This is a genomic window from Sandaracinobacteroides sp. (assembly GCF_057137845.1).
The window spans coordinates 19,518-41,003 of record NZ_DBNHFX010000116.1; the positions used below are offsets into that span (position 1 = coordinate 19,518).

General features: G+C 67.0%; 22 protein-coding genes. 11 read left to right on the top strand and 11 right to left on the bottom strand.

The genetic code is table 11. The annotated features are described in order from the left end of the window. Positions 1–3: 3 nt before the first annotated feature. From AC16JP_RS06110 to AC16JP_RS06135, 6 genes are read left to right on the top strand one after another with little or no spacing between them, the layout of a single operon-like run. On the top strand, positions 4–918 hold the full coding sequence (locus AC16JP_RS06110; protein WP_484339715.1) for a dihydrodipicolinate synthase family protein: 915 nt from the start codon (positions 4–6) through the stop codon (positions 916–918). An 11-nt stretch (positions 919–929) separates the two neighbouring features. After that, positions 930–1,928 carry a 4-hydroxyproline epimerase gene (locus tag AC16JP_RS06115; RefSeq protein WP_484339716.1) on the top strand — a complete coding sequence of 333 codons (999 nt, stop codon included), beginning with the start codon at positions 930–932 and terminating at the stop codon, positions 1,926–1,928. Positions 1,929–1,941: 13 nt separating this feature from the next. Beyond that, positions 1,942–2,592: a GntR family transcriptional regulator gene (locus AC16JP_RS06120; RefSeq protein ID WP_484339717.1), complete on the top strand. Its 651-nt coding sequence runs from the start codon at positions 1,942–1,944 to the stop codon at positions 2,590–2,592. A gap of 21 nt (positions 2,593–2,613) precedes the next feature. After that, a complete protein-coding gene (locus tag AC16JP_RS06125) occupies positions 2,614–4,020 on the top strand; it encodes an amino acid permease (RefSeq protein ID WP_484339718.1) in 1,407 nt (468 codons plus the stop codon). Positions 4,021–4,062: 42 nt separating this feature from the next. Continuing rightward, complete coding sequence (locus AC16JP_RS06130; protein ID WP_484339719.1) at positions 4,063–5,736, top strand: MFS transporter; 1,674 nt, start codon at positions 4,063–4,065, stop codon at positions 5,734–5,736. A gap of 25 nt (positions 5,737–5,761) precedes the next feature. Beyond that, positions 5,762–7,084 (top strand): M20/M25/M40 family metallo-hydrolase, encoded by a 1,323-nt coding sequence (locus AC16JP_RS06135; protein ID WP_484339720.1) that lies wholly within the window; start codon positions 5,762–5,764, stop codon positions 7,082–7,084. Between the two features lie 7 nt (positions 7,085–7,091). Here the strand turns inward: AC16JP_RS06135 and AC16JP_RS06140 are convergent, their stop codons facing one another. Together AC16JP_RS06140 and rpsD are read right to left on the bottom strand one after the other, a co-directional pair. Beyond that, positions 7,092–9,245, bottom strand: coding sequence for a RelA/SpoT family protein (locus tag AC16JP_RS06140; RefSeq protein ID WP_484339721.1), 2,154 nt, complete (start codon positions 9,243–9,245; stop codon positions 7,092–7,094). 135 nt (positions 9,246–9,380) lie between these two features. Further along, the gene (gene rpsD, locus AC16JP_RS06145; RefSeq protein WP_484339722.1) at positions 9,381–9,992 is read right to left on the bottom strand and encodes a 30S ribosomal protein S4; all 612 of its coding nucleotides are present in this window, start codon (positions 9,990–9,992) and stop codon (positions 9,381–9,383) included. Positions 9,993–10,294: 302 nt separating this feature from the next. Here rpsD and rpoZ point away from each other — a divergent pair, with 302 nt between their 5' ends. Further along, on the top strand, positions 10,295–10,636 hold the full coding sequence (gene rpoZ / locus AC16JP_RS06150) for a DNA-directed RNA polymerase subunit omega (protein WP_484339723.1): 342 nt from the start codon (positions 10,295–10,297) through the stop codon (positions 10,634–10,636). Positions 10,637–10,711: 75 nt separating this feature from the next. On the opposite strand, the gene AC16JP_RS06155 is transcribed toward rpoZ, so the two are convergent. From AC16JP_RS06155 to AC16JP_RS06170, 4 genes are all read right to left on the bottom strand, one after another. Continuing rightward, positions 10,712–11,125 carry a hypothetical protein gene (locus AC16JP_RS06155; protein WP_484339724.1) on the bottom strand — a complete coding sequence of 138 codons (414 nt, stop codon included), beginning with the start codon at positions 11,123–11,125 and terminating at the stop codon, positions 10,712–10,714. 68 nt (positions 11,126–11,193) lie between these two features. Continuing rightward, positions 11,194–11,709 carry a YbjN domain-containing protein gene (locus AC16JP_RS06160; RefSeq protein WP_484339725.1) on the bottom strand — a complete coding sequence of 172 codons (516 nt, stop codon included), beginning with the start codon at positions 11,707–11,709 and terminating at the stop codon, positions 11,194–11,196. After that, a complete protein-coding gene (locus AC16JP_RS06165; protein ID WP_484339726.1) occupies positions 11,694–12,146 on the bottom strand; it encodes a DNA polymerase III subunit chi in 453 nt (150 codons plus the stop codon). The genes AC16JP_RS06160 and AC16JP_RS06165 overlap by 16 nt, the downstream gene beginning before the upstream one ends. 8 nt (positions 12,147–12,154) lie before the next feature. Then, a complete protein-coding gene (locus AC16JP_RS06170; protein WP_484339727.1) occupies positions 12,155–13,663 on the bottom strand; it encodes a leucyl aminopeptidase in 1,509 nt (502 codons plus the stop codon). A gap of 145 nt (positions 13,664–13,808) precedes the next feature. Here AC16JP_RS06170 and ygfZ point away from each other — a divergent pair, with 145 nt between their 5' ends. Further along, positions 13,809–14,603 carry a CAF17-like 4Fe-4S cluster assembly/insertion protein YgfZ gene (gene ygfZ, locus AC16JP_RS06175; protein ID WP_484339728.1) on the top strand — a complete coding sequence of 265 codons (795 nt, stop codon included), beginning with the start codon at positions 13,809–13,811 and terminating at the stop codon, positions 14,601–14,603. Here the strand turns inward: ygfZ and AC16JP_RS06180 are convergent. Then, positions 14,594–15,439 carry an HpcH/HpaI aldolase/citrate lyase family protein gene (locus AC16JP_RS06180; RefSeq protein ID WP_484339729.1) on the bottom strand — a complete coding sequence of 282 codons (846 nt, stop codon included), beginning with the start codon at positions 15,437–15,439 and terminating at the stop codon, positions 14,594–14,596. The two genes, ygfZ and AC16JP_RS06180, sit on opposite strands and share 10 nt — an antisense overlap. A gap of 75 nt (positions 15,440–15,514) precedes the next feature. Here AC16JP_RS06180 and AC16JP_RS06185 point away from each other — a divergent pair, with 75 nt between their 5' ends. Then, positions 15,515–16,495, top strand: a complete 981-nt coding sequence (locus tag AC16JP_RS06185) for an SPFH domain-containing protein (RefSeq protein ID WP_484339730.1) — start codon at positions 15,515–15,517, stop codon at positions 16,493–16,495. 4 nt (positions 16,496–16,499) lie between these two features. After that, positions 16,500–16,976, top strand: a complete 477-nt coding sequence (locus AC16JP_RS06190) for an NfeD family protein (RefSeq protein ID WP_484339731.1) — start codon at positions 16,500–16,502, stop codon at positions 16,974–16,976. On the opposite strand, the gene AC16JP_RS06195 is transcribed toward AC16JP_RS06190, so the two are convergent. From AC16JP_RS06195 to argH, 4 genes are read right to left on the bottom strand one after another with little or no spacing between them, the layout of a single operon-like run. After that, positions 16,973–17,845 (bottom strand): UTP--glucose-1-phosphate uridylyltransferase, encoded by an 873-nt coding sequence (locus AC16JP_RS06195; protein ID WP_484339732.1) that lies wholly within the window; start codon positions 17,843–17,845, stop codon positions 16,973–16,975. The two genes, AC16JP_RS06190 and AC16JP_RS06195, sit on opposite strands and share 4 nt — an antisense overlap. A gap of 41 nt (positions 17,846–17,886) precedes the next feature. Next, on the bottom strand, positions 17,887–19,158 hold the full coding sequence (gene lysA, locus AC16JP_RS06200) for a diaminopimelate decarboxylase (RefSeq protein WP_484339733.1): 1,272 nt from the start codon (positions 19,156–19,158) through the stop codon (positions 17,887–17,889). Continuing rightward, complete coding sequence (locus AC16JP_RS06205; RefSeq protein ID WP_484339734.1) at positions 19,158–19,505, bottom strand: hypothetical protein; 348 nt, start codon at positions 19,503–19,505, stop codon at positions 19,158–19,160. Before AC16JP_RS06205 ends, lysA begins: the two co-directional genes overlap by 1 nt. Beyond that, the gene (gene argH / locus AC16JP_RS06210) at positions 19,496–20,872 is read right to left on the bottom strand and encodes an argininosuccinate lyase (RefSeq protein WP_484339744.1); all 1,377 of its coding nucleotides are present in this window, start codon (positions 20,870–20,872) and stop codon (positions 19,496–19,498) included. Before argH ends, AC16JP_RS06205 begins: the two co-directional genes overlap by 10 nt. A 52-nt stretch (positions 20,873–20,924) precedes the next feature. On the opposite strand from argH, the gene AC16JP_RS06215 reads away from it, so the two are divergent. Beyond that, complete coding sequence (locus AC16JP_RS06215; protein WP_484339735.1) at positions 20,925–21,482, top strand: TlpA family protein disulfide reductase; 558 nt, start codon at positions 20,925–20,927, stop codon at positions 21,480–21,482. The last annotated feature ends 4 nt before the right edge of the window (positions 21,483–21,486 follow it).

The following is a 21,486-nucleotide window of genomic DNA, read 5'->3' on the forward strand; positions in this document are numbered from 1 at the left end:
ACCATGACAATCGGATGGACTGGCGTTTTCCCGGCCGTCACCACGCAGGTGCGCGCCGACTGCTCGATCGACATCGCCGACACGCAGCGTGTTGTCGACGACCTGATCCGCGACGGTGTCGACGGCCTCATCGCCCTTGGCACGGTAGGCGAAAACAACTCGCTCGAATATGCGGAAAAGGTCGCCGTCCTGTCGGCGATCGTCGAGGTGACGAAGGGCCGCGTGCCGGTCGTCACCGGGGTTTCGGAATATGATGCACGCCGGGCGATCCTCTATGCGCAGGCAGCAGAAAAAGCCGGAGCCGACGGCCTGATGCTGCTGCCGCCGATGGTCTATGTGCCGAAACCGGCCGAACTGGCAGCGCACTTCCGCGCCGTCGCTGAAAAGACCGGCTTGCCGATCATGCTCTACAACAACCCGCCAGCCTATCGTACCAGCATCACCAACGAGGTGCTGGAAGCCGTCGCCGACATCGATAACATCGTTGCGCTGAAGGAATCGGCGCCCGATTCCCGCCGCTTCACCGATATCGCCAACCGCTTCGGCGATCGCTTCACGCTGTTCGCGGGCCTCGACGATGTGGCGCTCGAAGGCCTGTATCTGGGGGCGCAGGGGTGGATTTCCGGGCTGACCAACGCCTTCCCCCACGAATCGGTCGAACTGGTGGCGGCGTTCCGCCGGGGCGATCATGCCCGCGCGCTGGAAATCTATCGCTGGTTCATGCCGCTGCTGCACCTCGATTCCGACCCCGATCTGGTGCAGGCGATCAAGCTTGCGGAACAGGTGATGGGGCGCGGGTCGGAACGCGTGCTGCCGCCGCGCCAGCCGCTGGAAGGCGCGCGCCGGGCCGAAGTGATCGCGATGGTGGAAAAAGCCGCCGCGACACGGCCATTGCCCGGCAAGGCCCGCGCGGCGTAAGGGCGCCGCCAATGCGCCACAGCTTTTTCTGCATCGACGGCCACACCGCCGGCAACCCCGTCCGCCTGGTGGCGGGCGGGGCGCCGCTGCTGCGTGGTTCCAGCATGTCGGAACGCCGTCAGGACTTTCTGGCCCGCTTCGACTGGATCCGCACCGGCCTGTGCTTCGAACCGCGCGGCCACGACATGATGTCGGGGGGCTTCCTCTATCCGCCCACCCTCGATGGCGCCGACATGGGCATCCTGTTCATCGAAACTTCGGGCTGCCTGCCGATGTGCGGCCACGGCACCATCGGCATCGTTACGTTCGCGCTGGAAAACGGGCTGGTGACACCTGCAACCCCCGGCAAACTGCGGCTGGAAGTGCCGGCCGGGCTGATCGACATCGCCTACCAGACCGAAGGCGACCGGGTCACTTCGGTCAGGATCACCAACGTCCCCTCCTATGTTGCTGCAACCGGCATCCCGATCGACGTGCCGGGCCTCGGGCCGCTGACGGTCGATGTTGCTTATGGCGGCAATTTCTATGCGATCGTCGAACCGCAGGGCGCCTACGCCGGGCTGGACGCAATGGGCGCGTCGCGCATCGTCGAAGCCAGCGGCCATGTCCGCGAAGCGGTGCGCGCCGTCTGTGAACCGGTCCACCCCATCGACCAGACCATTCGTGGCGTCAGCCATGTGCTGTGGGCCGACCAGCCGAAAACCGAAGGCGCATCGGGGCGCAACGCCGTCTTTTATGGCGACCGCGCGATCGACCGTTCCCCTTGCGGCACCGGCACTTCGGCGCGTCTTGCCCATCTGCATGCGGCGGGGCGGCTGAAGCAGGGCGAACGCTTCGTCCATGAAAGCTATATCGGCAGCCGCTTCACCGGCACCGTCGAGGCCGAAACCACCGTCGGCGGGCTGCCTGCCATCATCCCCTCGATCGAGGGGTCGGCGATCCAGACCGGCTTCAACACCATCTGGATTGACCGCGCCGATCCCTTCTTTATGGGCTTTCAGGTGAAATGAGGAGGACGCCCGCTTGAGCCTGATCGTGCGCACCCTGTCGGACCGTGTGTTCGAGATCGTGCGCGACCAGATCGTCAGCGGACGCCTGCCAGACAGGGCGCCGATCCGGCAGGACGCGCTTGCAACCGAACTGGGCGTCAGCAAGATCCCGCTGCGCGAGGCGCTGGCCCGGCTCGAACAGGACGGGCTGATCACCGGCCAGCCCAACCGGGGCTATTTCGTCAGGCCGATGTCGCAGCCCGAGCTGGACGAGATTTTCGAACTGCGCCTGCTGATCGAACCATCGGCCGCAGGAAAGGCCGCCACCGACGCAACCGACGACGACAGGGCGGCAGTGCAGGCAGCCTTCGACGCACTCGACAGCGCAGCCGCCGCTGACAAGTCGGCCGTGCCGAACCGCAACCGGGAATTCCATGTGGCGCTTACCCGCTCGGCGAACCGGCTGATCACGACGCAGGTGGTCGAGCGGCTGGCCATCATGGCCGAACGCTATGTGCATGCGCATCTGGAACCCGCCGGCCGCGGCACGCGCGCGCACCAGGAACATGGCGAGCAACTGGAGGCCTATCTGGCGCGCGACGCAAAGCGCCTCGGCGCATTGCTCGATCAGCACATCCGGTCCATCTGGTCGGACCTGAAGAACCAATTCGGCGCAAACGCCTGACGCAGACACGAAGGGGAGAACATGTTCGGACCGAAGAAGTCGCTGGCGGATGTCACCCGGCACGACGCCAGCCACTCGCTGAAGAAGACGCTGTCATGGCCGCACCTGATCGCGCTTGGCGTCGGGGCGATCGTCGGCACCGGCATCTACACCCTTACGGGCGTCGGCGCCGACCGGGCCGGCCCTGCTGTCATACTGGCGTTCGCGATCGCCGGCGCAGTGTGCGCCTGCGCGGCGCTTGCCTACACCGAACTCGCAACCATGATCCCGGCTGCCGGCAGCGCCTATACCTTCAGCTATGCCGCACTGGGGGAAACGGCGGCATGGGTCGTCGGCTGGAGCCTGATCCTCGAATATTCGCTTGCCTGCTCGACGGTCGCCGTCGGCTGGTCGGGCTATCTCGTCGGCTGGATACAGGCCGCCGGAATCGACCTTCCACAGGCGTTGCTGGTCGGCCCGCATGCCGGCGGCATCATCAATCTGCCGGCGGTCCTCGTGGCGCTGGCGGTGATGGGCATGCTGATCGCCGGCACCCGCGAAAGCGCGACGCTCAACATCATCCTCGTCATCATCAAGCTGTCGGCGCTGGGCGCGTTCATCCTGTTCGCCATGCCCGCCTTCGACAGCAACAACCTGAAGCCGTTCATGCCCTACGGCTTCGGCTCGACCGAGGTGGACGGCGTGAAGCGCGGGGTGATGGCCGCCGCTGCCATCGTGTTCTTCGCCTTTTACGGCTTCGACACCGTCGCCACCTCGGCCGAGGAAGCCAAGAACCCCAAGCGCGACCTGACGATCGGCATCATCGGCTCGATGCTGGTCTGCACCATGGTGTATATGCTGGTCGGCATCGCCGCCGTCGGCGCCATCCCCTATCAGGAACTGGGCAATTCCCCGGAACCGCTGGCGCTGGTGCTTCGCACGCTCGGCCAGCCGATGATGGCCAAGGTGGTCGCGCTGGCGGCGATCGTCGCGCTGCCGTCGGTCATCCTGGTGATGATGTACGGGCAAAGCCGCGTGTTCTTCGTGATGGCGCGCGACGGGCTGCTGCCGCGCGCCCTGTCTACTGTCAGCCCGCGCACCGGTTCGCCGACGCGCATCACCATCATCACCGGCATTTCGATCGCGGCAGTCGCGGGTGTGTTCCGGCTGGATGAAATTGCCGAGCTGGCAAACGCCGGCACGCTGCTGGCGTTCATCGCGGTCGGCGCCTGCCTGATGGTGCTGCGGCGCACCGCACCCGATGCCCAGCGGCTGTTCAAAAGCCCGGCGCCCTACCTCGTCGGCACGCTGGCGATCGTCGGCTGCCTGTATCTCCTCACCAGCCTGCCGACGCTCACCATCGTCAGGTTCATCATCTGGAACATCGTCGGCCTGGCGTTCTATTTCGCCTATAGCCGCCGCCACAGCCTGCTGAACCGCAGCGCATGACGAACGCTTGGCTTTGCCCGCCGGATGCGGCAACCGGTGGGCATGGCAGGCATAGCTGAACAGCAGGCAGGCGCGGACGACACCGCGTCGCCATTTTCCTATCCGATCTTCCGGTCGGTCTGGATCGCCAGTCTGGTGTCCAACTTCGGCGGGCTGATCCAGTCGGTCGGCGCGTCGTGGCTGATGATGTCGCTGTCCGCCTCGGAACAGACGGTGGCGCTGGTGCAGGCGTCGGTCACGCTGCCGATCCTGCTGCTGTCGCTGCTGGCGGGCGCGCTCGCCGACAATCTCGATCGCAGGCGCGTCATGCTGTTCGCGCAGTCGATGATGCTGGTCGTGTCGACGGCGCTTGCCGCTGTTGCGTGGGCCGGGTGGCTTTCGCCGCTGACGCTGCTTTGCTTCACCTTCCTGATCGGCTGCGGCACCGCGCTGAACGGCCCGGCGTGGCAGGCCTCGGTCGGCGACATGGTGGCACGGCCGGCACTGCCGCAGGCGGTTGCCCTGAACTCGGTCGGCTTCAACATCGCCCGCAGCCTCGGCCCGGCGATCGGCGGCGCGATCGTCGCTGCTGCCGGCGCTGCCGCCGCCTTCGTGGTGAACGCCTTCAGCTATGTGGGGCTGGTGATCGTGCTGGCGCGCTGGCGGCCGGGCCTGCCTCCGCGCGAACTGCCGCCCGAACGCATCGATCTCGCGATGGCGGCAGGCGTCCGCTATGTCGCGATGTCGCCGGTCATTCGTGTGGTGCTGGTCAGGGCGCTGCTGTTCGGCCTGGCGGCAGCCGCCCTTTCCGCGCTGATGCCGCTGGTGGCGCGCGACCGCGTCGCAGGCGGCCCGCTTACCTATGGCGCGCTGCTGGGTGCATTCGGAGTCGGGGCAGTTGCCGGCGGGATGCTGGTCAGGCGGCTGCGCACGATCATGACGACCGAGCAGATGGTCAGCGGCGCGACGCTGGCGTTCGCCATCGGCACCGCAGTCACCGGCGTCAGCAGCACATTGTGGGCGACGATTCCGGCGCTTTCCTTGTCGGGGGCCGGGTGGGTGATCGCGCTTTCCACCTTCAACGTCACGGTGCAACTGTCGGCGCCGCGCTGGGTGGTTGCGCGCGCGCTGGCGCTTTACCAGATGTTCGCGTTCGGCGGCATGGCGTTCGGTGCGTGGATATTCGGCGCCATCGCCGAAGCGCAAGGCACAAAGGCGGCGCTGGTTTCGGCCGCCGTGCTGCAACTGCTGACGATGCTCGTCGGCTTCGCGCGGCCCCTGCCGCGAACGCTCGACAAGGATCTCGATCCGCTTGCCCTCTGGCACGAGCCTGATACCGAAGTCTCGATCACCCCGCGCAGCGGCCCGATCGTGGTGACGATCGAATACCGCATCCGCGAAGCCGACATCCCCGCCTTCCTGTCGGTGATGAGCGAGCGCCGCCGTATCCGCCGCCGCGACGGCGCACGGCAATGGTCGCTCCTGCGCGACCTTGCGGATCCGCAATCCTGGACCGAACGATACTGCGTCGCGACATGGCTCGATTATGTGCGCCACAACGAGCGCCGCACCAGGGCCGACGCCGACAACAGCCGGGAAATCCTGGCGCTGCATCAAGGCGCCGACCGCCCGGTGGTGCACCGCATGATCGAGCGCGAAACCCACAACCTGCCGGGCCACGCGCCAGCGACCGCGCCACACCCGGATTCCACCATCACCGACAGCGCCGGTAGCTGACGACACACCCAGAGGAGAACGGCCCATGCGGAACCATCGTCTTGCAAGCTTTGCAGCAGCGTTGCTGCTTGGCGTTCAGGCCGCTGCCGCGTCGGCGGCGCTCGCTCCGGCGGAAAGCCGCATCGTAGCTGCCGTCGATGCAAACCGCGACGCCAATCTGGCGCTTCTGGAACGACTGGTGAACCAGAACAGCGGCAGCCTGAACGTCGAAGGGGTGCGCAAGGTTGCCGACCAGCTTCGCCCGCATTTCGAAGCGCTGGGCATGGACGTGCGCTGGGTGCCGATGGACGAAGTCGGCCGCGCCGGGCACCTTGTCGCAACGCACAAGGGCAAGCCCGGCAACAAGCGGCTGCTGCTGATCGGCCACACCGACACCGTGTTCGAGCCGTCCAGCAGCTTCCAGCGCTATAGCCGCGAAGGCGATGTCGCGCGCGGCCCCGGCGTCGGCGATGACAAAGGCGGCGTGATCGTGATGCTGGCGGCGTTGCAGGCGATGCAGGCGGCGGGCACGCTGAAAGACGCCAACATCGAGATATGGCTGACCGGCGACGAGGAAGACGCGGGCCAGCCGCACGCAACCGCGCGGGCTGGTTTGATCGAAGCCGGAAAGCGCGCCGACGCCGCGCTGGACTTCGAGGGGCTGGCCCGGCAGGACGGCCGCGACATGGGATCGATCGCCCGGCGGTCGTCGAACAGTTGGGAACTGAAAACCACCGGCAACAGCGGCCATTCCAGCCAGATCTTCAGCGCGCATTCCGGCGACGGCGCCATCTTTGAACTGGCGCGCATCCTGTCTACGTTCCGCACCGAGCTTCCGGAACCCAGCCTGACGTTCAACGTCGGCATGGTAGCCGGGGGAACCACTGCCGCGTTCGCCGACGAGGCGACCCGCGCCGAAGCGACGGGGAAATCCAACATCATCCCCGGCATCGCGCTGGCGCAGGGTGATTTCCGCACGCTGTCCGCCGAACAGACCAACCGTGTGCGCAGCCGGATGCAGGCGATCGTCGCCCGCCACAGCCCCGGAGCCGGCGCCGAAATCCGCTTCAACGAAGGCTATCCGCCGATGGCGCCAACCGCCGGCAACCGCGCGCTGCTGGCGGCGCTGAACGGCGTCAACCGCGACCTCGGGCTGGCCGAAATGCCGGAACTCGACCCGCTGAAGCGCGGCGCCGGAGATATCGGCTTCGTCGCAGCCGATGTCTCCGGTCTGGTCGGTTTCGGGCCGTCGGGCGGCGGCGACCATTCCGAAAAGGAATGGATCGACGTGCCAAGCCTCTGGAAGCAGGCGAAGCGCGCCGCCATCCTGATGACGCGGCTTTCGCAAGAGGCCCGCCCCGCCCGCTGAACCGGCGCTATCCGGGCTGCGTGGCTTCGAGAAAGGGCTGCGGCACCGGCACATCGGGCTGCAACCGCTCGGCTGCAACAACCAGGCTTGGCGCGCGCAGCGCCGTAACCAGATCCAGAAGATGCTTCAGGTCGTCGATCTCGACTTCCATGACGAAACGATGGTGGGCGCGGTCGCGGTCCTTCAGTTGCAGGTTTACGATATTCGCCCCCTGCTGCCCGAGGATCGCCGTCACCTGCGCCAGCGCGCCGGGTTCGTTCATCACCACCACGGCGATCCGCGCCGTGCCCGAGCCGACATCGGGCGCCCATTTCAGATCGACCCAGTCGCCATCCTCGGCGGCGGCCAGCAGCGGGCAGTCGATCCGGTGCACGTCGATCCCGTGGCCGGGCACGCGCAGACCGACGATGCGGTCGCCCGGCACCGGCATGCAGCAGGACGCCATTTCCATGCTGCCCGAATGCGCGCTACCCACCGCCAGCACTGCGCCGGCCGCAGGTTCAGGCGCCTTTACGCGCCGTGCCCGCCGTGGCGCCGCCGACCCCGGCACCAGCGCGTCCATCAATTGCGCATCGGATACGGCAGCGGTCGCCAGCGCCACGAACAGCGCCGACTGGTCCGGCAGTTTCAGCCGCCGCAACGCCCCGGAGATCGCTTCCGATCCGATATCCACCTTCAGCCGGTCGACGGCGTCGTGGAACAGGGCTTCCCCGGTTTTCAACTGGGCGGCGCGCTGCTTCATCCGCATGTGGCGCCGCACCGCCGAACGCGCCTTGGCGGTTACCGCAAACTGCTCCCACGCGGGATCGGGCGTCTGCGCCGACGACCGCAGGATTTCCACTTGATCGCCGTTGCGAAGCCGTGTGCGCAGCGGCACCACCTTGCCGTTCACCCGCGCGCCGACGCAGGTATCGCCAAGCGTGGTGTGGACGGCATAGGCAAAATCGACCGGCGTACTGCCGCGCGGCAACTGCACCAGTTCGCCCTTCGGCGTGAAGCAGAAAAGCTGATCCTGAAACATGGCGATACGGGCGTGTTCCAGAATTTCCTCGGGCGATTGCGCGCTTTCGAGGATTTCCAGCAGGTCGGTCAGCCACGGATACTGGGTGCCGCCCGCACCCTGCCGCTGCTTGTAGGCCCAGTGCGCGGCCATGCCGAACTCGGCCCGCGCGTGCATGTCGGCGTCGCGGATCTGCACTTCGATCCGCATCCGTGACCGATCGACCAGCGTCGTGTGCAGCGACCGGTAGCCGTTGCGCTTGGGGGTAGAGATATAGTCCTTGAAGCGGCCAGGCACCATCGGCCAGCTACGGTGCAGGGCGCCCAGCGCGCGATAGCAATCCTCGGTGTTGCGGGTGATGACGCGGAACGCCATCACGTCCGAAAGCTGTTCGAACGCGACGTCGCGGTCCTGCATCTTGCGGAAGATCGACCACGGCTGCTTTTCCCGGCCGCGCACGTCATCGACTTCGATGCCCGCCGTTCCAAGCGTCTGCCGGATCGCCGCCTCGATGCGGCTGACGGCGTCGCCGCCATCGGCGCGCAGCCGCTCCAGCCGCCGCACGATCGACTGGCAGGCCTCAGGTTCAAGCTCGGCGAACGACAGTTCCTTCAGTTCGTCCATGAAGCCATACAGCCCGATGCGCTCGGCAAGCGGGGCGTATATGTCCATCGTTTCGCGCGCGATGCGGCGGCGCTTTTCCGGGTTTTTCAGATGCTTCAGCGTCCGCATGTTGTGCAGACGGTCGGCCAGCTTGACCAGCAGCACGCGGATGTCATCCGACATCGCCAGCAGGAACCGCCGCAGGTTTTCGGCGGCGCGTTCGCTTTCGCTCTGGGCCTCGATTCGCGAAAGCTTGGTCACGCCTTCCACCAACCGCGCGACATTGGCACCGAACATCCGGCGGATATCCTCCGGCGTGGCGACGGTATCCTCGATCGTGTCGTGCAGGATGGCGGTGGCGATGGTCTCGTCGTCGAGCTTCAGGTCGGTCAGGATGCCGGCGACTTCGATCGGGTGCGAAAAATAGGGGTCGCCGCTGGCGCGCAACTGGCTGCCGTGCGCCTTCATCGAAAACACATAGGCGCGGTTCAGCAGATCCTCGTCCGCATCCGGATCATAGCTCCGGACCAACTCGACCAGTTCATATTGGCGCAGCATCGCCGCCGATCATGCCGGACAACGCCCCCCTTTGTGGAGCCTTTTCTTGGCAGATGGTGGAAAAAGCTGCGCAAACGAAAAGGGCGGCGCTTTCGCACCGCCCTTTCTGCATGTCCCGAACGGGTCGAAGCCGGATCAGCGGCTGTAGAATTCGACCACCAGATTCGGTTCCATCTTCACCGGATACGGCACTTCATCGAGGGTCGGCACGCGCACATAGGTCGCCTTCCAGCCATCGACGCCGACATATTCCGGAATGTCGCGCTCGGACGATTGCGCGGCTTCCATCACCAGCACCATCTGCTGGCCCTTGGCCGACATTTCGACCACGTCGCCCGGCTTCACCAGCGCCGAAGCGATGTTGCACTTGCGGCCGTTCACCAGCACATGGCCGTGGTTCACAAGCTGGCGCGCGGCAAACACGGTCGGCGCCCACTTGGCGCGATAGACGATGATGCCCAGACGGCGCTCGAGCAGGCCGATCAGGTTCTGCGAGGTGTCGCCCTTCATGCGCACCGCTTCGGCATAGACCTTGCGGAACTGCTTTTCGGTGACGTCGCCGTAATAGCCCTTCAGCTTCTGCTTGGCGCGAAGTTGCAGACCGAAGTCCGACATCTTGCCCTTGCGACGCTGGCCGTGCTGGCCGGGGCCGTATTCGCGGCGGTTGACCGGGCTTTTCGGGCGGCCCCAGACGTTTTCGCCCATGCGGCGGTCGAGCTTGTACTTGGCGCTTGTGCGCTTCGACATGGTATCATCCTTCGCTGGCCGGGGGCGGAATTGCCCCTGCGGCGCGCCCCGGATCACCGACGCATCGGCAAACCCAAGGCCAGCCCGGACCCGCGCGAACCACCATCAGGTAATTCGGGCCACCGCTTCACCGGGCATGCGGGGCCGAATGCGAGAAGCCGCGCCCACTAGCGCCGACCGGCATCGCGGTCAAGGTGCGACAGCCCGAGAATCCTTGACCATGGCCCGTGCTGCGGCTATCTGCGCTGCCCTGCCCGGCATTTACCGGCATCCCGATATTCCCGTTCCCAGGAGAGACGTCGATGGCCCGCGTCACCGTTGAAGACTGCATCGAGAAGGTGCCCAACCGATTCGAGCTGGTGCTGCTGGCCGGCCAGCGCGCACGCCAGATTTCCGGCGGCGCAGACCTGACGCTCGAGCGCGACCGCGATAAAAACCCCGTCGTCGCGCTGCGCGAAATCGCCGAGGAAACCGTGTCGCCAGAGGCGCTCTCCGACCGGATCGTCTCCAGCCTGCAGAAGGTCCATATCGACGAGGACGATGTGGCCGACGATGTCGGATCGCTTGCGGCGTCGGCCGAGGCCCTGCGGGTGACGGCGGCCGCCCCGCCGCGCAACCAGAACCTCGGGCCGGATTACGAATGATCCGGTAAAGCTGCTGCCGGCCCGCCCGGCACGAAAAAGCCGGCCAGCGCGCCGGCTTTTTCTTTGGCCAACGGTTCAGCCCGCCGCCCGCATCAGCCCCAGCGGCAGCAGGCACGACAGGCGAAGGCGGCGCTCGGGTATAGCTGTGTCGGCGCCAGCCCGTTGCAAAGCACCCAGCCGTGCCAGCCCGTCTTCACAAAGCGCGATGGTCGCACCAAGCGCCCCGATCGCGGCCGCCGCACCAAGCCCCCGGCCATCGCCCGGCGCCGCCAGACGCGCCACCACTTCCGCCCGCGCGGCATCGATTTGGGCCGCCGCCCGCGCCAGCGCCTCCGGTGCGGCGTCGGGGCTTGCCGCCAGCACCGATTCGACCGCGGCCGACAAGTCACCGACGATCAGCATCAGCGCCGGGCCTGCCGGTTGCGGCATCGGAACACTGGTGCACCCGGCAAGCAGCAACAGGCAGGCCGCACAAAGAATAGTCCTCATTGGCTATCTCCATCATGTGAAATAACCAATTTGGTATATTGTTTACTGAATGTAGGACAGGCGGGCCGCTATTTCGCTTTCTTGCCCGCAGCCTCGTGGGCGTTCACCATGTCCCGCAGTGTTGCGGCGACGGCTTCGAACTGCTGCACCGTGCGGCCGACCACGCCCGCCGGAATGCCCGGTTTCGCCAGCCACAGATCATGATTGAGCAGCGGATCGCTCTCCTCGTCTAGCGACAGGGTGGCGAAACGCCACGACGCGTTGAATTCATTCACCTGCTGCAATGAAAGTTTGTGATCGGTCAGCAAACCCACCTGCATGCGGATGCTCTCGCACTGGCGGCCCTGTTCGTTGCAGTCGTTGAACCAGATGCTGCCCTGCATTCCGGCAAAGCCGATGACGATGCGCGGATCACCGGTCTGGTCGGTGGTAAGGTCGGGCCGATAGCCGATCTGGCGCAGATAGTCGGCAACCTGCGCCGGATCATCGGCGCGCAGCAGCGTTCCGTCGGCGATCGGCGCCGCCGCAACCGGCAACGCGGCCAGCGCCAGCGCCAGCGCCGGGGCGATCAGGCGCGCTCCCACGCGCCCCGCTCCGTCTGCTGCCAGTAAACCCGTTCCACGCCATCGCGGCCGCCGATCGCCTTCCAGTCGGCGCGCGCGCGCTGATGGGCGGGCGTGCCGTCGCCGAACAGGTTCAACACCCGGTCATAGCCCTCGAACCCGGCGGGCAGGCCGGTTTCCACCAGCATCAGCAGCCGCGCGCCGTTCGCCGCATGGTCCGGCACCGAAGGCGCCAGCAGCACCGGCTGCTCGTCGTCGTGGCCGCTGCCGGCAACGCCATGCGGCAGAAAACTGGCGTCGTCGAACGTCCACAGATGCTGGTCGATCGCAACAAGCCGTTCCCCGTCCGCAACCAGCAGCAGCAGCTGGCCGCTGGCATGGACCTTCGCCGCCAGACGCACGGCCACCACCGGCGCCGGATCGCGCGTGCAGTGATAAAAACCAACCTCTACGGCCAAGGCGCGGCTCAGCCCTCGAAGTGGCGGGCCACCAGTTCGTCGATCAGGCGTACGCCGAACCCGGTTGCGCCCTTGTCGTGCAGCGACCCGCCCTTCGGCCGCCAGACGGTGCCGGCGATATCGACATGCGCCCACTCCACGCCCTCGTCGACATAGCGTTGCAGGAACTGCGCCGCCGTGATCGAACCGCCTTCGCGCGGGCCGAGGTTCTTCATGTCAGCGATGGTCGAATCCAGCAGCCGGTCATAGTGGCCGCCCACTTCCGACAGCGGCTGCCGCCACACCAGATCGTTCACCGCGTTACCCGCCGCATCGAGCTTCGTCCACAGCGCGTCGGAATTGCTGAAGACGCCTGCATATTGATGTGCGAGGCTGATGATGATCGCGCCGGTCAGGGTGGCGAAATCCAGCACCGTTTTCGGCTTGTAGGTGCGCTGCACCCAGGTCAGGCAGTCGTTCAGCACCAGCCGCCCCTCGGCGTCGGTGTTCAGCACTTCGATCGTCTGCCCCGACATCGAGGTCACGATATCGCCCGGCCGCTGGGCATTGCCGTCAGGCATATTCTCGACGAGGCCGCACACGCCGACCACGCGGGCCTTGGCCTTGCGCCCGGCCAGCGCCACCATGATCCCGGCGACGGCGCCAGCGCCGCCCATGTCCCACTTCATGTCTTCCATGCCCGGCCCCGGCTTCAGCGAAATGCCGCCGGTATCAAAGGTGACGCCCTTGCCGACCAGCGCCAGCGGGGTTGCATCCGGGTTGCCGGTGCCGTTCCATTCCAGCGCCAGCAGGCGCGGCGGCCTGACCGACCCTTGCGCCACACCCAGCATCGAGCCGGCGCCCAGCTTCTTCAGGTCCTTTTCGTCGAGCACCGTCACCTTGATGCCCAGCGGCTCGACCTTGGCGCGCACCCGTTCGACGAAGCTTTCGGGATAAATGACGTTACCCGGCTCGGTGACGAGTTCCTTGGTGAAGGCAACGCCCTGCGCCACCTTTTGCAGGCGATCAACCAGCGGCTTCGCGCCATCGCCGATGCCCGCCAGCGTGACAGCGGCAAGCTTCGGCTTCTGTTCGTCCTTCAGCCGGGTCCGATAGGTATCGAGGCGCCAGCTCCGCAGCTCGACACCATGGGCAAAATGCGCTGCCGCCACTTCGGTCGGCACACCAAGATCGGCGATGCCGGAAAAATCCGCCACGACATGCTCGTCGGTCGTCAGCAGCTTGGTGGCGACGTCGCCGCCCAGATCCTCGAACAGGCGCGCATCAGCCTTCGCCGGTTCGCCGATGCCTGCCACCAGCACCCGCGATGCCGCGATTCCGGCAGGCGCCAGCAGCAGCACCAGCTTGCCCTTTTTACCGGTGAAATTCGCCGCCTTCAGCGCGCGGCCCAACTGGCCTGCCCCTGCTGCATCCACCGCCTTGGCGCCGGCAGAAAGCTCGCCACCCTCGCCCACGAACACCACCAGGGCCGCTGCGTCGTTGAGGTCGGGGCCTGCTGCATAGTTCACGCTGGTCATTGGATACTCCCATGCACTCTTGTTGCGGCGAGCCTGCCGCGCACACGCTACTACATGGCACTGCGAACAACGGCTTTCCAGATATTTCTGGCTTCCCGAAACCGGCCTTGGCGTTTGCGCGCGGTGGGCCTAGTCTGCCCCTGTCATGCCGCTTACCCTGCTTGCCGACCGCGCGCTCGTGCGCCTGTCCGGTCCCGACATCCGCCCCTTCCTGCAAGGCCTCGTCACACAGGATGTCCCTGCGCTTTCCACGGTTGCGCCGCTCTATGCAGGGCTATTGTCGCCGCAGGGAAAGACGCTGTTCCAGCTATTCCTGTTCGAGGACGGCGCCGACATCCTGCTGGACGTCGCAGCCGCCGACGCCGACGCGCTGGTCCGGCGCCTGGGCATGTTCCGCCTGCGCCGGCAGGTCGGAATCGCCGCCGAACCGGGGCTTGGCGTCTGGCAGCAATGGGGCGAGGCATCCACGCACCCGGCCGACCCGCGCACACCGCTGGCGGGCAGCCGGTTCCTTGCCGCCCCGGCCGGGCAATCGGCGCCAGCGGCTTCGTGGCACGCGCACCGTCTGGCGCTCGGCCTGCCCGACGCCGACGAGATCGGCCACGACGAACTGCTGTGGCTGGAAACCAACGCCCGCGAACTGCACGGCGTCAGCTTCACCAAGGGCTGCTACACCGGGCAGGAAAACACCGCGCGGATGCACCACCGCGACCGGCTTCGCAAACGGCTGCTTCCGGTCAGGCTGTCAGGCCAGTACGCCGCCGACGCGCCCATCTTCGCCGGAGCGCGGGAAGCGGGCCGCCTGCGCGGCGGCCGCCATGGCGACGTGCAAATGGCCCTGCTGCGGACCGAGGATCTGGCCGGGCCGCTGACGGTTGCCGGCGAACCCGTCGAACTGCTGCGTCCGGCGTGGCTCGATGCAGGCGCGCTTCAGTCCTGATTTTCCAGCGCGCCCGCCATCGCCAGAAGCCGCTGCGCTTCCAGCACGTGCAGGGCTTCCACCATCTTGCCGCGGAACGTGGCAACGCCGCGCCCTTCGGCCATCGCCGCTTCGTGCGCCGCGATCAGCCCCTCGGCCAGTTGCAGTTCTTCGGCGGTCGGCGTGAACACCCGGTTCACCACGCCAAGCTGACCGGGGTGAATGCAGGTCTTGCCGTCGAACCCCATCGCCAGCGCCTGCCGCGCCTCTACCTCCAAACCGGCGTCGTCGCCGATGCCGGTGAACACCCCGTCGAAGGCCAGAATGCCGGCCGCCCGCGCACAAAGCACGATGCGGCTTGCCGCATAGAGCAGCGGCTGCCGGTCGGCGCCGGGCTTCGCGCGCAAGTCCTTGGTCAGGTCGGCAAACCCCGCAACCAGCCCGGCAACGCCCGCCACATCGGCGATGGCGTCGGCTGCCAGCACCGCGCGTGGCGTTTCGATCATCGCCCAGACCGGCTTGCCGCCCGCCCGCCCGACCGCCGCCCGCGCCTCGTCGGCACTATCTACCTTGGGCACCAGAATGAACGCTGCCGCCGATCGCGCCGCTGCGGCAAAATCGGCGTCCTGCCATGGCGTACCGAAACCGTTCACCCGCAGTCCGGCCAGCGACGCACCAAAACCGCCCTCCAGCGCTGCTACCGCCGCTGCGCGCGCGCCATCCTTTGCGTCAGGCGCAACAGCATCCTCGAGGTCGAGGATCACCACATCGGCGCCGAGCGTCCGCGCCTTCTCGATCGCGCGCGCGTTCGATGCCGGAAGATACAATGCCGTGCGGTGCGGGCGGAAGTCGGTCATCCATGCTCCCCTTTCCAAGTGCGGGTTTTGCCCCCACTATGCCGGCAACGCCTGCTGGCATGAAGGGATTTGATCGTGGGTGCGCTTGTCTTCACGCTGTTTCTGGTGGCGCTTGCCGTGCTGGTGCTGGTGCGTTCCGTCACCATCGTCAAGCAGGGCTATGAATATACTCTGGAACGCCTCGGCCGCTACACCACGACGCTGCGCCCCGGTTTCACCCTGATCATCCCGTTCGTCGACAGGGTGGGCCTGAAGATGAACATGATGGAGCAGGTTCTCCCGATTCCCACGCAGGAAATCATCACCCGCGACAATGCGCTGGTGTCGGTCGATGGCGTGGTGTTCTTTCAGGTGCTCGATGCGGCAAAGGCCGCCTACGAAGTCGCCAACCTGACGGCGGCGGTCACCGCCCTCACCCAGACCAACCTGCGCACCGTGATGGGCGGCCTCGATCTCGATGAAAGCCTGTCGAAACGCGATGAAATCAACGCCCGGCTGCTGACCGTGATCGACCATGCGACAGCGCCGTGGGGCATCAAGGTGACGCGGGTCGAAGTAAAAGACATCCAGCCCCCGCGCGACATTCAGGAAGCCATGGCCCGGCAGATGAAGGCCGAGCGCGAAAAGCGCGCCGTCACACTGGAAGCCGAAGGCCTGCGCGCCGCCGCCATCCTGCGCGCCGAAGGGGAAAAGCAATCGCAGATCCTCGAGGCCGAGGGCCGCCGCGAAGCCGCCTTCCGCGATGCCGAAGCGCGCGAACGGGCAGCACAGGCCGAAGCCGCCGCAACGGCGATGGTCTCGGATGCGATCGCCAAGGGCGATGTGCAGGCGATCAACTATTTCGTGGCGCAGAAATATGTCGATGCGCTCGGCCAGTTCGCCAACGCACCTTCCGCCAAGACCATCTTCATGCCGCTCGATGCATCCAGCGTGATCGGATCGGTTGGCGGCATCGCCGAACTGGTGAAAGCCGTCGGCGATGACAGCCGCCAGCGCCAGACCGGTGCGCAATCCGGTGCGCTGGCCGGCGTCCCGGCGGGCGGACGCAAGGGCTAGGGCAGTGCCGGACGGGATCAGCGATTTCCTGTTGTCGCCGTGGGGCTGGCTGTCGCTGGCGGCCGTTGCCGCCGGGCTGGAACTGCTGCTGCCCGGCGCCTACCTGATCTGGATCGCGGCCGCCGCGCTGGCGACGGCGCTGACGGCGGCCATCCTGAACCTGACGATCGATGGCCAGCTCGGGGTTTTCGCCATCTGGATACTGGTTTCACTGCTGGCGGCGAGGCGCTGGCAGCCCCGGAACAGCGGCACCGCCGACAACCCTCTGCTGAACCGGCGCGCCGAACAACTGTCAGGCTCGGTCGGCGTGGTCAGCCAGGCGATCCGTGCCGGGCGCGGCCGCGTGCAGCTTGGCGACAGCGAGTGGATCGCCGAAGGCGCCGACGCCGATCCCGGCACCGAAGTCCGCATCGTCGGTGCGGATGGCGCCATCCTGAAGGTGGAACCCCTGAAGGCGGAACCCCCGCAGCCAGCCGCCTAGCGCAGGTTCGCCTCGATCCATGCGCGAACGTCCGGGCCGATGTCGGCGCGTTCCAGCGCCAGCGCGATGTTGGCGGTGATGTGGCCCGCCTTGTCGCCGCAGTCGAAGCGGCGGCCGGCATAGGTAAGTGCGTGAAACGGCTTGTCGCCGATCATCCGCGCCAGCGCGTCGGTCAACTGGATTTCGCCGCCCGCACCGCGCTTCCCTTCCGAAAGAATGGCCATGCACTCCGGCTCGATCAGGTAGCGGCCGATGGCGGCAAGGCGCGACGGCGCAGTCCCCGGCGCCGGTTTCTCGACGAAGCCCTGCACCACGGTCAGCGCGCCATCCTGCCGGCCCGGATCGACGATGCCATAGCGATGCGTCTGCTCGTCGGGCACTTCCATCACCGCGATCACCGTCCCGCCGACGGCATCGCGCGCCCGCACCATCTGCGACAGGCAGGGATCTTGCGGGTTCCACAGCAGTTCGTCGGGCAGCAGCACGGCAAAGGGTTCATCGCCGGTGATGTGCCGCGCGCACCAGACGGCATGGCCCAGCCCCGCCGGTTCCTGCTGGCGCACGCTGGCGATGCTGCCCGGCACCAGACGGCTTCCGTCCAGCACCCGCATCTCGGCGTCCTTGCCGCGTTCGGCCAGCAGCGTTTCCAGTTCGAAGGCAGTGTCGAAATAGTCGTCGATCGCCGCCTTGCCGCGCGCCGTCACGAAGATCATCTGCTCGATCCCGGCGGCCAGCGCCTCGTCGACTGCATATTGCAGCAGCGGCCTGTCGACGACCGGCAGCATTTCCTTCGGCACCGCCTTGGTGGCGGGAAGAAAGCGCGTGCCCATCCCGCCCACCGGAAAAACTGCCTTCCTGACCGGTTTCATATCCGTGCATTCCCCCGATTCCGGCCAGATGGCCGCCAAATTCAAAGCCAGTCCGGCACGCGGTCCAGCGCCAGCAGTTCTTCCAGCGTCTGCCGTGGCCGGACGACGGCATAGCGGTCGCCTTCGACCAGCACTTCGCCGACCAGCGGCCGTGAATTATAGGTGCCGGCCATGGTTGCGCCATAGGCTCCGGCCGTCATCAAGGCCACCAGGTCGCCATCCTCGACCGGCGTGATGCGGCGGCCCTGCGCAAAGGTATCGCCGGTTTCGCAAACCGGGCCGACGATCGTCGCCACCAGTTCGCCATCTCGCGGACGGACAGCGCGGATGTCGTGGTATACGCCATAGAGCGTCGGGCGGATGAGATCGTTCATGGCGGCGTCCAGCACCACGAAGCAGCTTGCCTCGCCCTGCTTCACGGTGACGACGCGCGCCAGCAGCACCCCGGCGTTGCCGGCGATCAGCCGCCCCGGTTCAAAGATCAGGCGAACGCCATCGCGATCCGGCCAGCCGCCGACTACGCGTTCCACCATTGCGCCGTATTCGGCAGGCGTCGGCGGCGCGCCGATCGCCGGATCATAGGGGATGCCAAGCCCGCCGCCCAGATCGACACGTTCGACGGCCAGCCCGTTCGCCCGCAGCCGCGCGACCAGTTCGCCAAGCTTGGCGTAGGCAGCGGCCAGCGGCTCCAGATCGAACAACTGGCTGCCGATATGCGCTGCAACCCCCACCGGGCGAATGCCGGGCATCGACGATGCGCGGGCATACAGCGCCTCGATCCGGGCAAGCGGTATGCCGAACTTGTTTTCGGCCTTGCCGGTCGAGATCTTGGCGTGGGTGTGGGCATCGACGTCGGGGTTCACCCGGAACGCCACTTCCGCCGTCAGCCCGATGCTGGCGGCAACCGCCGACAATCGGTCCAGTTCGCCTTCGCTTTCGACGTTCAGTTGCAGAATGCCCGCTTCCAGCGCCGCGCGCATTTCCGCATCGGTCTTGCCGACACCGGAAAACACGATGCGGCGGGGCGGGATCCCGGCGGCAAGCGCACGCCGCATTTCCCCTTCGGAAACGACATCGGCCCCCAGCCCTTCCTTCCCCAGCAGCTTCAGCACCGCGATGTTGGGGTTCGCCTTCACCGCAAAGGCGATCAGCGGATCGCCGGCGCCCGCCAGCGCCGCCCGCATCACCCGCGCATGGCGGCGCAGCGTCGCCGCCGAATATACATAGACCGGCGTGCCGACTTCCTGGGCGATCCGTGCCAGCGGCACGTCTTCCGCGAACATCTCGCCGTTGCGTAGCAGGAAATGGTCCATCAGCGTCGCGGTGCCGTCTGCTCAGGGGTTCTGGTGTCTTTCGGGGCGGGGTCGCCGGGAAAGGCGGGATCGCCGCCCCCGCGCGTGCCTGCGGGCGGCATCGAAAACGGATCGTCGCCGCGCCTGCCCATCCGGTCCTCCTGGTCGTCGACACGGGCGGGCCGCGCGTTCGCAGGCACCGCCAGCCCCGCTTCGACGCGCTGGCGTTCGTCGGCGCGTGCGGCCTTGCGCCCGGGTTTGGTCAGTGCGGGGTCTGCGGGATCGAGCCGCGTCAGCGGCGCCTTGTAGCCACAGGCTGCAAGGCCGGTCATCATCGCACCGGCCACGATCACCCGCATCAGGCCCATGCGGCAATTCCGGCGGCTGCCGCCTGTGCTGCGGCCTGCACGTTCGCGGGCGCGGTGCCGCCAAGGCTGGTGCGGCTGGATACACTGGCCTCGACGCTCAGCACATCGAACACCCGTTCGTCGATGCGCGGATCGATCGCGGCCAGCACCGAAAGCGGCAGCCCGTCCAACTGGCAACCGGCCTGTTCTGCGGCCTTTACCGCCCGCCCGGTGATATGGTGTGCCTCGCGGAAGGGTACGCCGGCCTCGCGGACCAGCCAGTCGGCAAGGTCGGTCGCGGTGGAATAGCCGCTGGCGGCGGCCGCGCGCATGCGATCCGGCACGAAGGTCAGGGTTTCCATCATCCCGGCACAGGCGGCAAGGCTCAGTTCCAGCAGGTCGTGCGCCTCGAACACGGGTTCCTTGTCGTCCTGCATGTCCTTGGAATAGGCCAGCGGCAGGCCCTTCATCGTCACCATCAGGCCCGCCATCAGGCCAAGGATGCGGCCGGAATGGCCGCGCACCAGTTCGGCGGCATCGGGGTTCTTTTTCTGCGGCATGATCGAGGAACCCGTCGACCACTGGTCGGGCAGGCGCACCCATCCGAACGGCTGGCTGGCCCACAGGATCACTTCCTCGGCCAGCCGCGACAGGTGCAGCGCCGTCTGGCAGGCCGAAGTCAGATACTCGATGGCAAAATCGCGGTCGGAAACGCTGTCCAGCGAATTGGCGGTCGGCCGGTCGAACTCCAGAGAGGCAGCGGTCTGCGCCCGGTCGATCGCAAAGCCGGTGCCGGCCAGCGCCGCTGCCCCCAGCGGGCATTCGTTCAGCCGCGCGCGCGCATCGCCGAAGCGGCCATGGTCGCGCTTCAGCATCTCGACATAGGCCAGAAGATGGTGGCCAAGCGTAACCGGCTGGGCGACCTGCAGGTGGGTGAAGCCGGGCATCACCGTTGCGTGATGTTCCGTCGCGCGGGCCGCCAGCACTGCGGCCAGCGTGCGGATGGCGTGGCGGTGCCCGTCGATCGCGTCGCGCACCCACAGGCGGAAGTCGGTCGCCACCTGATCGTTGCGGCTGCGCGCGGTGTGCAGCCGTCCGGCATCCGGGCCGACGATTTCCGCAAGCCTGCTCTCGACGGTCATGTGGATGTCTTCGCGGGCGATATCGACGGGAACCCCGTCACGCGCATATTCCGCTTCGATCGCCGCCAGCCCCTCGGCGATGCCGGCGGCGGCAGCGGCATCGATGATGCCGCGATCGGCCAGCATGGCGACATGCGCGCGGCTGCCCCGGATGTCCTGCCGCCACATGCGCTTGTCGAAGGGGATCGAGGCATTTATCTCGGCCATCACGGATGCCGGGCCGCCCTCGAACCGGCCACCCCACAGCGCGTTGGCGCGCCCTGCGGTGCCCGTGCCCTGTTCGTCGCCGGAGGATGCCATGAAGTCTGCCCTTTATTCCTGCCTTGCACTGCTGGCGCTCGGCGCCTGCGACGGGCAAAGCCCTAAGGCGCAACCGCCCGCCCCGCAAGCCGGAGAAAAAGCCGCCCCCGGCTTCGATCTGTCCCATGCGGGAACCGCCGCGCCCGGCCTGGCGCTGGAAACCGGGCCGGATGGCGCCACCGAAACCATCGCCGACATCCTGAAGGCGAACCCCGGCCGGCCGCTGCTGGTGAACCTGTGGGCGACATGGTGCGCCCCCTGCCTGAAGGAACTGCCGACCCTCGACAGGCTGGCCGCCGAAACCCGGGGAAGGCTGCTGGTCGTGCCGATCAGCCAGGACATGGAGGGCTGGCGCGCAGTCGGCACCGCCTTCACACCCGAAAAATACCCCAACCTCGCAACCCGGCTGGAAAGCCGCATGCAATTCGGGTTCGAGGTAAAGGCCAAGGGGCTGCCGATCAGCATCCTCTATGGCCCGGACGGACGTGAAATCTGGCGCTATTCCGGCGACCGGGACTGGGCGTCCGCCGAATCGCGGGCGAAACTGGGCCTATAGCGCC